Origin of the sequence: Xanthomonas sp. WHRI 8932A, from assembly GCF_035012785.1 — a bacterium.
In the GTDB taxonomy this organism is placed as follows: Bacteria; Pseudomonadota; Gammaproteobacteria; order Xanthomonadales; family Xanthomonadaceae; genus Xanthomonas.
Map to the genome: position 1 here is coordinate 356,194 of NZ_JAYGQQ010000001.1, position 13,061 is coordinate 369,254.

Annotated in this window: 12 protein-coding genes; 10 read left to right on the top strand and 2 right to left on the bottom strand. The window is 66.0% G+C overall.

Annotated elements, in window-relative coordinates:
• Positions 1-37 precede the first annotated feature (37 nt).
• The 9 genes from VC212_RS01565 to VC212_RS01605 all read left to right on the top strand — a co-directional run bounded on the left by VC212_RS01565 (position 38) and on the right by VC212_RS01605 (position 8,599).
• Entirely contained in the window at positions 38-601 is a 564-nt protein-coding gene (locus VC212_RS01565; protein WP_055845222.1) for a sigma-70 family RNA polymerase sigma factor, read from the top strand.
• The gene (locus VC212_RS01570) at positions 598-1,434 is read left to right on the top strand and encodes an anti-sigma factor (RefSeq protein WP_323514151.1); all 837 of its coding nucleotides are present in this window, start codon (positions 598-600) and stop codon (positions 1,432-1,434) included. Before VC212_RS01565 ends, VC212_RS01570 begins: the two co-directional genes overlap by 4 nt.
• Positions 1,435-1,773: 339 nt before the next feature.
• Positions 1,774-2,769 carry an acyl-CoA desaturase gene (locus VC212_RS01575; protein ID WP_323514153.1) on the top strand — a complete coding sequence of 332 codons (996 nt, stop codon included), beginning with the start codon at positions 1,774-1,776 and terminating at the stop codon, positions 2,767-2,769.
• Positions 2,766-4,016, top strand: coding sequence for an FAD-dependent oxidoreductase (locus tag VC212_RS01580; protein ID WP_323514154.1), 1,251 nt, complete (start codon positions 2,766-2,768; stop codon positions 4,014-4,016). The genes VC212_RS01575 and VC212_RS01580 overlap by 4 nt, the downstream gene beginning before the upstream one ends.
• The gene (locus VC212_RS01585) at positions 4,016-4,900 is read left to right on the top strand and encodes a DUF1365 domain-containing protein (RefSeq protein WP_323514278.1); all 885 of its coding nucleotides are present in this window, start codon (positions 4,016-4,018) and stop codon (positions 4,898-4,900) included. Before VC212_RS01580 ends, VC212_RS01585 begins: the two co-directional genes overlap by 1 nt.
• Complete coding sequence (locus VC212_RS01590) at positions 4,897-6,183, top strand: cyclopropane-fatty-acyl-phospholipid synthase family protein (RefSeq protein WP_323514155.1); 1,287 nt, start codon at positions 4,897-4,899, stop codon at positions 6,181-6,183. The genes VC212_RS01585 and VC212_RS01590 overlap by 4 nt, the downstream gene beginning before the upstream one ends.
• A 3-nt stretch (positions 6,184-6,186) precedes the next feature.
• Positions 6,187-6,732 (top strand): DUF2878 domain-containing protein, encoded by a 546-nt coding sequence (locus VC212_RS01595; protein WP_323514156.1) that lies wholly within the window; start codon positions 6,187-6,189, stop codon positions 6,730-6,732.
• A complete protein-coding gene (locus VC212_RS01600; protein WP_055845235.1) occupies positions 6,729-7,511 on the top strand; it encodes a DUF1295 domain-containing protein in 783 nt (260 codons plus the stop codon). The genes VC212_RS01595 and VC212_RS01600 overlap by 4 nt, the downstream gene beginning before the upstream one ends.
• A gap of 17 nt (positions 7,512-7,528) precedes the next feature.
• Positions 7,529-8,599, top strand: coding sequence for a cyclopropane-fatty-acyl-phospholipid synthase family protein (locus VC212_RS01605; protein ID WP_115553347.1), 1,071 nt, complete (start codon positions 7,529-7,531; stop codon positions 8,597-8,599).
• A gap of 370 nt (positions 8,600-8,969) precedes the next feature.
• Here the strand turns inward: VC212_RS01605 and VC212_RS01610 are convergent, their stop codons facing one another.
• The gene (locus VC212_RS01610; RefSeq protein ID WP_055845242.1) at positions 8,970-9,317 is read right to left on the bottom strand and encodes a RidA family protein; all 348 of its coding nucleotides are present in this window, start codon (positions 9,315-9,317) and stop codon (positions 8,970-8,972) included.
• Positions 9,318-9,327: 10 nt separating this feature from the next.
• Positions 9,328-10,035 carry a DUF998 domain-containing protein gene (locus tag VC212_RS01615; protein WP_323514157.1) on the bottom strand — a complete coding sequence of 236 codons (708 nt, stop codon included), beginning with the start codon at positions 10,033-10,035 and terminating at the stop codon, positions 9,328-9,330.
• Between the two features lie 261 nt (positions 10,036-10,296).
• Between VC212_RS01615 and mprF the strand changes: the two genes are divergently transcribed.
• Positions 10,297-12,861, top strand: coding sequence for a bifunctional lysylphosphatidylglycerol flippase/synthetase MprF (gene mprF / locus VC212_RS01620; RefSeq protein ID WP_323514158.1), 2,565 nt, complete (start codon positions 10,297-10,299; stop codon positions 12,859-12,861).
• The last annotated feature ends 200 nt before the right edge of the window (positions 12,862-13,061 follow it).

Below are 13,061 nucleotides of genomic sequence, written 5' to 3' on the forward strand. Positions count from 1 at the left end.
GGTAGCATCGCCCCCACCTTACCCAACGCCCGATCGCATGAGTGCCATTCCTGGCCAGGACGACGATGAAACCGGACGCCTGCTGACCGCAACTGCGGGCGGCGACCGGCATGCCTTCGAAGCGCTGTACCGGCAGACCTCGCCCAAGCTGTTCGGGGTCTGCCTGCGCATGATTCCGCAACGTGCCGAGGCCGAAGAGGTGCTGCAGGACGTGTTCACGCTGATCTGGCACAAGGCCGGTCAGTTCGATCCCAGCCGTGCCCGCGGGCTGACCTGGCTGGCGATGATCGCGCGCAACAAGGCGATCGATCATCTGCGTGCCAACGCGCCGCAGCGCCGCAACGTGGCGCTAGACGATGCCGGCGAACTGCGCGATGGCGATGCGTCTCCGCTGGAACGCACCGAGCGCGCCAGCACGCGTCGTCGCATCGACCACTGCCTGGCCGAACTCGAACCGCCGCGCAGCGAACTGATTCGCACCGCGTTCTTCGAAGGCATCACCTACGAAGAGCTCGCCGCGCGCACCGACACACCGATCGGCACGATTAAAAGCTGGATCCGTCGCGGCCTGGCCAAACTCAAGGCATGTCTGGAACGATGAGCACGCCCTTTCCCATCGACCAGGAACCGCCGCGCGACGTGTTGGCCGGCGAATACGTGCTCGGTCTGCTGAGCGCAGAAGAACGTCTGGCGGCAGAACAACGCATCGCGACCGACGGCCAGTTCGCCCAGGCGGTGCTGCAGTGGCAGGATCTTCTGGCCCCGTTGCTGGAAGAAATCTCCGCCGTGACCCCGCCCGATCAGGTGTGGGCGCAGGTGCGCCAGACGCTTGGCTTCGATACGCCGCTCCGTGCGGTGACATCGGCCGCGCCTGCAGCCACCACCGACAAGCCGGCCGCGCCATTGTGGAACAACGTGCGCGTGTGGCGTTGGGCCAGCGCTGGCGGCCTGGCGACCGCTGCAGTGTGCGTGCTCGCGTTGTTGAACCTGCGCACGCCGCCGGCACCGGTACCGCCTGTTGGCGATACGCCGGTGGTACAGACCCCGGTCACCCCGCCTGCGGCCACCACACCCCCGGCCACCGGCATTGCAATGACCTCCACGCTGGCCACCGAAGACGGGCGTCCGGGCTATGTGGCGCTGATGGATGCCGACAAGCACACCATCACGGTGACGCCGCTGGATCGCACCGCAACGGCCGACAAAGTACCCGAGCTGTGGCTGATCACGCCGGACGGCAAGGCGCATTCGATGGGCATCTTCGACGATCAGCGTGCGCGTCGCGCGCAGATCCCGGATCAGCTGATGCCCATGCTCAGCAACGAGGCGATTCTGGCGGTGACGCTGGAACCGCCGGGCGGTGCACCGGGTGGCGTGGCCACCGGCACGGTGGTTGCCAAGGGCGGCATCAGCACGCTGGCAATGGCGCCCTGATCGGGCGCATGAGCACCTGCTGCGCGGCCGCAAGACGCGGCGCAGCAGGTGCTTGAGAGGGCCACCTCTCCTCACTGGCAATGCGTGCCATCCGTCCGGGATGAGCACGGCTGCGTAGCGCTGCTCCTGCACGCTCGCCTGCGACACCCACGCAGGCAACTTCACAAGCCACCTCATCAGCGTCAGTGATACTGAGCGCACACATCCGGGTGCGCGGTTGCGTCATTGCGCTGCGCAAACGCGCCAATCCTGTCCTTGCATGCGACGATCAAGCGACCTGGTGCATCTGTTTGCCGGCAGCTTGCGTAAAGGGTGTCGATAACCTACGGAGAACCACGCGTGCCGAGCACTGGACTCGACCCCCGCGCCGCAACGCCTCAACCCTCGCCCACACGTCGTGGCTGGGTTGCATCGCGCATCGGTAGCCTGCGTCGCTGGGTAGATTCGCAAACCGATGAGCCATTGGACGAGGCGCGCGCCGATCGTATCGACTGGCTGCGCGCCCTGCCCTTCATCGCGCTGCATGTGGCCTGCCTGTCGGTGATCTGGGTGGGCGCATCGTGGTTTGCGGTCGCCCTCGCACTGGCGCTGTACGCGCTGCGCATGTTCGCGCTCACCGGCTTCTATCACCGCTATTTTTCTCATCGCGCGTTCAAGACCTCGCGCGTGTTGCAGTTCGTGTTTGCCGCCATCGGTGCGACCTGCGTGCAGCGCGGGCCGCTGTGGTGGGCGGCGCATCACCGCAACCACCACCGGCATACCGACACCGGCCGCGACCCGCATTCGCCGGCCCAGCACGGGTTCTGGTGGAGCCACACCGGTTGGTTCCTGACCCCGCGTAACTTCCGCACCGATTGGGAGGTGATCCCGGACCTGCGCCGTTTCGGCGAGCTGCGTTTTATCGACCGCTTCGACATCGTGATGCCAGTGCTGCTCGCGCTTGGCCTGTATCTGCTTGGCGACTGGCTGGCCGAGGCTGCGCCCGCGTTGCACACCAACGGCCCGCAGCTGCTGGTATGGGGATTCGTGCTGTCCACCGTGGCGCTGTTCCATGCCACTTTCACCATCAATTCGCTGGCGCACCGCTTCGGTAGCCGGAGGTTCGAGACGCGCGACGACAGCCGCAACAACTGGCTGCTGGCGCTGATCACCTTCGGCGAAGGCTGGCACAACAACCACCATTTCTTCCCCGGTTCGGCGCGGCAAGGCATGCGCTGGTGGGAGTACGACGTCACCTGGTACGGCCTCAAGGCGATGTCGTGGGTGGGGCTGGTGTGGGATCTCAAGCCAATGCCGGCAATGCTCACCCGCCGCGCGCAACGGGTGGCGCGATGAGCGAGGGCAGGATTGCCGTGGTCGGCAGTGGAATCGCCGGCCTGGGTGCAGCGTGGCTGTTGTCGCGTCGCTATGAGGTTTCCCTGTTCGAGGCGGCCGATTATCTCGGCGGCCACACCCACACGCACGACATCCAGCTGGATGGGCAGCGCTATGCGGTGGACAGCGGCTTCATCGTGTTCAACCCGCAGCACTATCCGTTGCTGACCCGCATGTTTGCCGAGCTGGACGTGGCATCGCAGCCGACCACGATGAGTTTTTCGGTGCACGATGCAGGCACCGGGCTGGAATACAACGCCGGCAGTCTGGATGGATTGTTTTGCCAGCGGCGCAATCTGCTCAGCCCGCGCTTCTGGCGCATGCTGGCGGACCTGCGGCGTTTTTATCGGCAGGCGCCGGCCGTGCTGCACAGCGACGAGCGTTTCAGCACGCTGGGCGCGTATCTGCAACGGCATGGTTACTCGGCAGCGTTTCGCGACCAGCACCTGGTGCCGATGGCGTCAGCGCTGTGGTCCTCGCCGTCGCAGACCATTCTTGAATTTCCGATGGGCCAGCTGATCGGCTTCATGGCCAACCACCACATGCTGCAGATCAGCGGCCGGCCGCAGTGGCAGGTGGTGCGCGGCGGGTCTAACAGCTATATCCGTGCATTGCGTCGGCGCTGGCAGGTGCTGGAGCGCCTGTCCACGCCGGTGCATGCGATCCGGCGCACGCCCGATGGCGTCATGCTTGCCTCGCTGCGCGGCGAAGAGTACTTCGACGAAGTCGTGCTGGCCTGCCATGCCGACGATGCACTGGGATTGCTGAGCGATGCCACCCCGGCCGAGCGAGAGATCCTGGGCGGCATCACCTACCAGGACAACGACACCGTGCTGCACACCGATGCCCGCGTGTTGCCGCGCGACAAGCGCGCCTGGGCAGCGTGGAATGCACATGTGCCGGCCGACCCGCAGGCGCCCTGCACAGTGAGTTACTGGATGAACGCGCTGCAGTCGATCGATGCGCCGCAGCCCTTCATCGTCAGCCTCAATCGCGACCACGACATCGACCCGGCCAAGGTGCTGCGGCGCATGCGCTATCGCCACCCGGTGCAGAATGCTGCCGCGCTGGCGGCGCAGGAGCGCAAGGCGGAGATTCAGGGCCGCCACCACACCTGGTTTGCCGGTGCGGCGTGGGGCTTCGGCTTCCACGAAGACGGCCTGCGCAGCGGTGTGGACGTGGCCCACGGCCTGGGAGTGAATTGGTGATGCAGCTGCTGCGCGAAGCCAGCACCGATGCCGTGCCGCTGCCTCCCGGTGAGGACAGCGGCACCGGCAGCGTGGCCGGCGGCTTGCGCAGCGCGATCTACACCGGATGGGTGCGGCATCGCCGCTTCGCGCCCAAACCGCTGGATTTCCGTTACCGCCTGTTTTTGATGTACCTGGACCTGTCCGAACTGGATCAGGTGTTCGCCCATCGCTGGCTGTGGTCGGTAGGTCGCGCCAATCTGGCGCAGTTCCGCCGCAGCGATTACCTGGGCGACCCCACTGTTCCACTGGATCAGGCAGTGCGCGATTGCGTGCAGGTGCAGACCGGCGAGCGCCCGGACGGCGCCATCCGGCTGCTGACGCATCTGCGCTACTTCGGCCATGTGTTCAATCCGGTGAGCTTTTATTACTGCTTCGATCGGTACGACGGTTTGCGCTGGATCGTGGCGGAAATCACCAATACACCTTGGCAGCAACGTCACACCTATGTGCTGCCGGTCGCGCAGGCACGCACACATCGCGATGTGCACGCATGGCGGTTCGACAAACGCTTCCACGTATCGCCGTTCATGGGCATGCAGCACCGTTACGATTGGCGCTTCAGCGTGCCGGATGCGCAGCTGCGCGTGCACATGGATGTGCTGGACGCCAATGACGACGACGCTGCCGGCGCAATCGACAACAGCGGCACGCGCCGCTTCGATGCCACGCTGGTCTTGCAACGTCAGCCGCTGACCGCACGCACGTTGGCGCGCACCTTGCTCGCCTATCCCTTGATGACCGTGCAGGTGGTGCTCGCCATCCACTGGCAGGCCTTGCGCCTGTGGCTGCGCGGTAACCCCGTCCACGATCACCCCCATCCGCCTGTGCGAGATCCCCGATGAACGCCACGTCCCTGCCCGATACTGCTGCGCCACGCGCGGCTTCCTGGACGGACCGCCTGCTGCGCAAGCGCCTGCTGGCCACCTTGGGCGAACTGCGCGACGGGCAGCTGCAGCTGCACGAAGGCGACGCGGTGACCACGCTAGGCAATGCCAGCGGAGCGCACGCGCTGCAGATGCAGTTGCGCGTCATCGACCCGGACTTTTATCGACAGGCCGCACTCAACGGTAGCGTCGGTGCGGGCGAGTCGTACATGGATGGGCAGTGGCAGTGCGACGATCTAGTCGGCCTGATGCGCCTGCTGCTGCGCAATCGCGACCGGCTGGACGCAATGGAAACCGGCACCGCGCGCCTGGGTGGCTGGGCGATGCGCAGCCTGCATGCATTCGCTCGCAATACCCGCAATGGCAGCCGACGCAACATCGCCGCGCATTACGACCTGGGCAACCCGCTGTTCAAGCTGTTTCTGGATGACAACCTGATGTACTCGTCGGCGATCTTCGTCGATGGCGAAGAAGCGCAGGGCGAAGCGGCGCTGGAACGTGCGGCCACGCGCAAGCTCGAACGCATCTGTCAGAAATTGCGTCTGGGGCCGCAACACCACGTGGTCGAAATCGGCACCGGCTGGGGCGGTTTTGCACTGCATGCGGCGCGCGAACACGGTTGCCGGGTCACCACCACCACCATCTCGCGCGAGCAGTTCGATCTGGCGACGCAGCGTATCGCCGATGCCGGCTTGAGCGACCGGGTCACCGTGTTGCTGAGCGACTACCGCGATCTACAAGGCCGCTTCGATCGCGTGGTCTCGATCGAGATGATCGAGGCGATCGGCCACCAGTATCTGGACACTTACTTCGCCAAGGTCGGCAGCCTGCTTGCCGACGATGGCGAGGCGCTGATCCAGGCCATCACCATCGAAGATCACCGTTACAAGCAGGCGCTGCATTCGGTGGATTTCATCAAGCGGCATATCTTTCCCGGCAGCTTCATTCCATCGGTCGCGGCGATGACCGGCGCGGTGGCGCGTGCAAGCGATCTGCGCTTGTTCCATCTGGAAGATATCGGCCCGAGCTATGCGTTGACGTTGCGCGCCTGGCGGCAGCGCTTCATGGCGCAGCTGCCGCAGGTGCGCGCTCTGGGCTACGACGAACGCTTTATCCGCATGTGGGAGTTTTATCTGGCGTATTGCGAAGCCGGCTTTCTGGAGCGTTCGATCGGCGACGTGCACCTGTGGCTGAGCAAGCCCGGTGCGCGCCCGCCGCAGTTTGTGCCCGGTCTTGCGTGACGCATGAAGCAGCTCGGCAACTACCTCGGCTTGCAGGTGCTCTGGGTGGTGGCAGTGGCCGCCGCCGCGCACGGGCGCGTGTGGCCGCCGCTGCTGGTACTGGCGCTGTTTGCGCTGTATCAACTGTGGCCTCCGCGACGCGCGGTGGGCGACGTGCCATTACTGATCGCGGCATTGGCGCTGGGTTTGCTGCTGGACACCACGCTGGCGGCCGGGGGCTGGGTGCGTTATGCCGCGCCCTGGCCTGGCAGCGTGCTGGCTCCACCGTGGATTCTGGCGCTGTGGCTGGGCTTTGCGCTCACGCTCAATCATTCGCTGCGCAGCGTGATGCAACGCCCCTGGCTAGCGGTGTTGCTGGGCGCCATCTTCGGCCCGTTCTCGTACTGGCTGGCGCAACGCAGCTGGCATGCGGTGGAACTGGCGCCACCGTTGCTGCATGCGGTCCTCGCGGTCGGCATCGGCTGGGGCGTGGCCTGCGGCGTGTTGTCGCTGTATGCACGGCGTCTGGCGCGACCATTGCCGCACCATAAGACCGGAGAACTGCAATGACTGTTTGGCCGCTGCTGCATGTGGGCGTATTCGCAAGTGGGGTGATGGTGCTGGGCTGGCTCTGGCAGCGCCGCAGCGGCAATGCCGGCCCGGTCGACGTGTTGTGGGCCGCCTGCCTGGCGGTGGCTGCGCCGTATTGCGCGTGGATGTCCGACGGTGCGCTGCTACCACGCGTGTTGGTGGCAGTGCTTGGCGGTCTATGGGGCGCACGTCTGGCCTGGCATCTGGGCGTGCGCGTGTTCGGCGACCCGCACGAAGACGGCCGTTATCGCGCGCTACGTGAGCATTGGAACGGCGACCAGCGCAAGTTCCTCGGCTTCTTCCTGGCCCAGGCGGTGGTGGTGGTGCTGTTTGCGGTGCCGTTCCTGGCTGCGGCCAGCAACCCGAACCCGGCGTGGAGCGTGTGGAGCACGCTGGCGATCGTGGTGTGGTTGATTGCGGTCGGTGGCGAGGCACTGGCCGACCGGCAGTTGTCTGCGCACAAGGCCGACCCGGCCAATCGCGGCAAGACCTGTCGCACGGGGCTATGGCGATATTCGCGTCACCCCAATTATTTCTTCGAGTTCGTGCACTGGTTCGCTTATCTGGCCCTGGCGGTCGGCGCAGGGCCCTGGCCGGTGGCGCTGTGCGCGCTCGGGCCGGTGGTGATGTTCGTGTTTTTGTATCGCTTCACCGGTATTCCCTACACCGAGCAGCAGGCCCTGCGCTCGCGTGGTGAGGATTACGCGCAGTACCAGCGCACCACCAGTGCGTTTTTCCCGCTTCCCCCTTCGTCCTGAGTTGCCTGGAGAGTTGCATGTCCACCGTCACCGCCCCGCCCTCCGCGCTGCCCGAAGAAGCTTTCGCCACCCGTCTGGCCGAATCCGGCGTGCTGCCCGACGCTGCGTTGCGTCACGGCATCCGGCGTCTGTGCGCGCAACGCCTGCGCGATGAGCGCGGCGGCGATGCCGATGCCAACGGCGAGCGGCAGCGCGCTTTCATCGACAGCCTGCGCGCCAGCGCGATCGCGATCGAAACCGATGCTGCCAATCGCCAGCACTACGAATTGCCACCGCAGTTCTTCACCCTGTGCCTGGGCAAGCGACTGAAATACAGCAGCTGCTATTGGGACGCGAGCACGCCGAACCTGGACGCGGCCGAAGAACGCATGCTGGGGCTATACGGCGAACGCGCCGAGCTGGCCGACGGCCAACGCATTCTGGAGCTTGGCTGCGGCTGGGGCTCGCTGACCTTGTGGATGGCCGAGCGCTACCCCAACGCCACCATCACTGCGGTGTCCAACTCGCGCCCGCAGCGCGCGCATATCCTGGAGCAGTGCCGCGTGCGCGGTCTGGGCAACGTGCAGGTCATCACCGCCGACGTCAACGCGCTGGCACTGCCGCCGGGCAATTTCGACCGCGTGGTATCGGTGGAAATGTTCGAGCACATGCGCAACTACCGCGATCTGCTTGCACGCGTGGGCAGCTGGCTGGCGCCAGGCGGCAAGCTGTTCGTGCACATCTTTTGTCACCGCGATCTGGCCTATCCGTTCGAGGTGGCCGGCGAAGACAACTGGATGGGTCGGCATTTCTTCACCGGCGGGCTGATGCCGGCGGCCGATACGCTGCTGCATTTCCAGCAGGACGTGGTGATCGAACAGCGCTGGGTCTTGTCGGGCGAGCATTATGAAAAAACCGCCAATGCCTGGCTGGAAAACCAGGACCGCCACCGCGCGCAGATCATGCCGCTGTTGAAGCAGACCTACGGCGACGACGCGCAGCGCTGGTGGCAGCGTTGGCGCATGTTCTGGCTGGCCTGCGCGGAGCTGTTCGGCTACGACCACGGCCGCGAATGGGGTGTGGCGCACTATCGCTTCGTCAAACGCTGAGCGCACGGCGCGTTCAAACGCCTGCGTGGCGATGACTGGCAGGCAGGGGCGCACCTCGATAGGCATCCTACGCATCACGCGAGCCGTCGCACGGTTTGGCAATGCAGCGTAGGCGCAACCCGCGAGCCGCACCGAACGCGCGACGGGCGCAACGCGTCGCAAGCCAGGTCAGCGGCCAACGCGCTTCAACCGCCGACGGTGATGCGCGCCCTGCACAACGCGGCTGACCCAATGCCATGCAGCGTCATTGGTGCCAGGCGCGTACGGCGTTTACGAAAACGCAGTGCGCGGGGATGACAAACCGATGCTGGACACCGCCGCACATCCTGGCGGATGCGCGGCCGTGTTGGTTACCGCATGGAGTGCGCGATCAGCCCGCTGCTGCGGTGATCACGATCTCCACTTTCCATTCCGGCCGCGCCAGTTTGGCTTCGACCGTGGCGCGCGCGGGCGTGAAGCCGTGCGGTACCCATTCGTCCCAGGCGGCATTCATGCCGTCGAAATCGGCGATATCGGCCAGGTAGATTTCGGCGCGCAGGATCTTGGTCTTGTCGCTGGCCGCCAGCGACAGCAGTTTGTCGATCTCGGCCAGCACCTGGCGGGTCTGCCCGGTGATGTCTTCGCTGGTGTCATCGGCAATCTGGCCGGCCAGGTAGCACACGCCGCCATGGACGGTCATCTCGGACATACGCGGACCCGCATCGAATCGCTGCAGCATTTCAGACTTCCTACGGTTGATTGACCCGGCCATTGTCACGCGAATGCGCGATGCGTGCAGCCCCGCCCCGTACGGTGCGCGTCAGCCACAGCCCCACCCGCACCATCCAGACCACGATCAGCACGATGGCGATCTTCTGGCTGATCCCCAGCGGTGCGCTGGTAACCGTGACGTGGAACAGCAAGGCCGCAAATGCCGCCCAACCGAGCACGCATGCGCTGAAAGCATGCGCGCGCCACGCCCGATCGCGGCGGAAGTACCACGACTGCAGCAACACCGCTGCGATCACGCACAGAAACGTGGCATCGGCCGACAGCACATGCACCAGCTTTGCCGCGTTAGGCGCCAGCACCGGCATCCAGCTATCGCCGATGGAGACCGCGCACAAGCCCAGCGCTGCCAGCCAGAACAATCCCAGCACCGTGCGGCTGCGTGCCGTCGGTGCCAGTGCCGCATACAGACCAGCGGCCAGCCATGCCATCGCCGCAGCCAACAGGCAGTAAGCGGTGCGCAGCAGAAGACCGTAGGCGCCATGCAGATAGGCGCTGAGTTGCGCATCGATCCACCACAGATCGCCACGCAGCCATTGCAGCGCGAGCACCAGGCCGATGAACGCCATGCCGGCAACTGCAGCCACCCCACCGGCATGCCCGCTCCAGCGTGGCGCGCGTCCCGGCAGGGTCTGCGCAACATGCGCGCGAAGGTCGGTCGTGCGCATCAGCAGCCTGTCTGCCTTGCAACGGTGACGCCGTTCATCGGGTTCGCCTGCGGCACGCATATGCGTCTTTGCCCTATGATGCGCGCGGCCGTCCCGGACCGACAGGTGTCGGCTCTTACGAGCCTGCGTTCACCCCCGTTTCGGCACATCGCGATCACGCTGCATGCTTCTTCAACCCGCCTGGCACATGCAGATCTTTGCGCACGCGGCACGTATCGTGCATGCGTCCTTCTTCCCTCTTATGCAGATCCCGTTGCCCTCATGACGGATACCCCCGTGTCTTCCGAAGCGTCTGCCAGCGGTTGGCGTCGCGCCCTGCCGGTCATCATCAGCCTGGCGATCCTGGCGATGGCGCTGCACGCGCTGTCCTCGCAGTTCACCGACCATGGGTACCGCCAGATCCGCCAGGCGTTCCGGGCGTTGGGTGCGGGGCAGATCGCACTGACCTTGCTGCTCGGGTTAAGCAGCTACGCCTGCCTGGTGGGCTTTGACTGGGTGGGGCTCAAGCGCACCGGTAAGCGGCTGCATCCGGCGCGGGTGGGCATCACCGCCTTCATGGCGCATGCGGTTGGCCAGACCCTGGGCTTTGCCGCGCTGACCGGGGGCGCGGTGCGCTTGCGCGGCTATGGCAGCGTCGGGCTGACCCTGGCCGAGATCGGCCAAGTGGTGCTGATGAGCACGCTGGGCTTCATCTTCGGTGCCTGGGTGCTGCTCGGGCTTGCCCTGATGCTGGAACCGGAAGCGGCCGCGCGTGCCCTGCCGATCGCTGCCGAAGGCATCCGCATTGCCGGCATCGCCTTACTTTTCGGCTATGTGGCGATGCTGGTATTGGTCGGCAAACAGGGCCGCGAATTCGGCATCCGCAGCCATCGCTTCTGGCTGCCCGACCGCACCACCGTGCTCGGCGTCACCGCCCTCAGTCTGGTCGAGCTGGGCCTGGCCGCGGCGGCGTTCTACGTGCTGCTGCCGCCGGACCCGGGCACCGGCTACTTCGGTTTTATCGGCATCTGGCTGGTGGCGGTGGTGGCCGGCCTGATCTCCACCGTACCGGCCGGGCTGGGCGTGTTCGAGTGGAGCCTGCTCAAGCTGCTGCCGCATGTAACGCCTGCCGCCTTGCTGGCCGCGGCGCTGGCGTATCGCGTCACCTATTACATCGTGCCGTTGCTGATTTCAGTAGCGATGGCGGCTGCCTCCGGGTTGGGGGCACCGGTCCGCGCCAGCGCCAGCACCGCACGCACGGTGTGGAAGGCGCTGCGCCCGTGGCTGCCGCAGATCCTGGCCCTGGCGGTGTTTGCGGTAGGCGCGGCGCTGGTCATCGACGGCACCCTGCCAACACCCCGCGCGCGGCAGCAGGTCGCGCCGCTGCCACTGATCGAAACCTCGCATCTGCTGGTCAGCCTGGGCGGCATGCTGCTGCTGTTGATCGGCCAGGGCCTGCAGCGCCGCAGCCATGCGGCCTGGATGCTGGCGCTGGGCGTGTGCGTGCTGCTGCCGCCACTGTCGCTGCTGCGCGGCAGCCATATCTCGGTGTCGTTGTCGGCGGCCCTGGCAGCGGTCGCGCTGTGGGCCGCGCGGCGCGAGTTCTACCGCCAGGGGGCGCTGCTCGACGAAGCCTGGTCATGGCGCTGGCTGAGCAATCTGGGCCTGGTGCTGGTGGCCACTTTCTGGCTGCTGTTCTTCGTCTACAGCCATGTCGAATACAGCAACGACCTGTGGTGGCAATTCGCCACCTCGGCCAACGCACCGCGTGCGCTGCGCGCGGCGTTGATTCTATGCGTGGGCGTGATCGTGTTCGGCATGGCGCGGCTGCTGCGTGGCGGGCGCCGACCGATGCCGGCTGCCGATGCGCAAACCCTGCAGACGCTGGCCCCGATTCTGGAGATCAGTACCGACACCCAGGCCTGCCTGGCGTTGACCGGCGACAAGGCGTTTCTGTTCGATGCGCAAGGCCGTGGCTTTGTGATGATGCAGCGCTACGGCGGCTCGCTGATTTCGATGGGCGACCCGGTCGGCCCGCCGGAGGTGGCACGCGCACTGATCTGGCGCTTCCGCGAGGAGGCCGACCACATGGGCCTGCGCCCGGTGTTCTACCAGGTCGGCGAAAAATACTGGCAGACGTATCTGGACATGGGCCTGACCCTGGTCAAGCTTGGCGAAGAAGCGATCGTGCCGCTGGAGGGCTTCACCCTGGAAGGCCGCGACCGCGCCGATCTGCGCCAGGCCTGGAATCGCGGCAAGCGTGGCGGCCTGACCTTTCGCATGCTGCAACCCGAGCAGGCGGACGCGGTGTTGCCGCGCCTGGCCGAGGTGTCCGAACAGTGGCTGGAAGAAAAATCCGGCGAAGAAAAAGGCTTCTCGCTCGGCAGCTTCGATGCAGAGTATCTGCGCCGTTTCCCGGTGGCAGTGGCCGAGGCAGAAGGGCAGATCGTGGCCTTCGCCAATGTGTGGTGGGCACCGGCCGGCGGCGAGCTGTCGGTGGACCTGATGCGGCATAGCGCCGAGGCGCCCAAGGGCACGATGGATTTCCTGTTCATCGAGCTGTTCCTGTGGGGCCAGGCCAATGGCTATACGCGGTTCTCGCTGGGCATGGCGCCGTTGTCGGGGCTGGCCGAACACCGCCTCGCTGGCCGCTGGAACCGCTTCGCCAGCCTGGTCGCACGCCATGGCGAGCGCTTTTACGGCTTCAGCGGGCTGCGTCGGTTCAAGTCGAAGTTCGCCCCGACCTGGCGCCCGCGCTATCTGGTCGCTCCCGGCGGCATGCATCTGCCCGCCGCGCTGCTGGACGTGACCCGGCTGATCTCGGTGGACCCCGGCCGGCAGGAGTAAGGCCGCTGACGCACCTGTGCCCTCTTCGGCACAGGTGGGTTCATCGCTCGCACAATGTGGTTGCACGGCTTGAAGCGGCTGGCAGCACGTAGCGAGCCGCCGTCGGGTTGGCGCACGCAGAACCAGCGCGTGCGGCTGGCAGCTGTCATACCGAAGACCGGCCCCGCCCGCCTGGCGGTGAGCGCAGGCGTGTCGTTAGC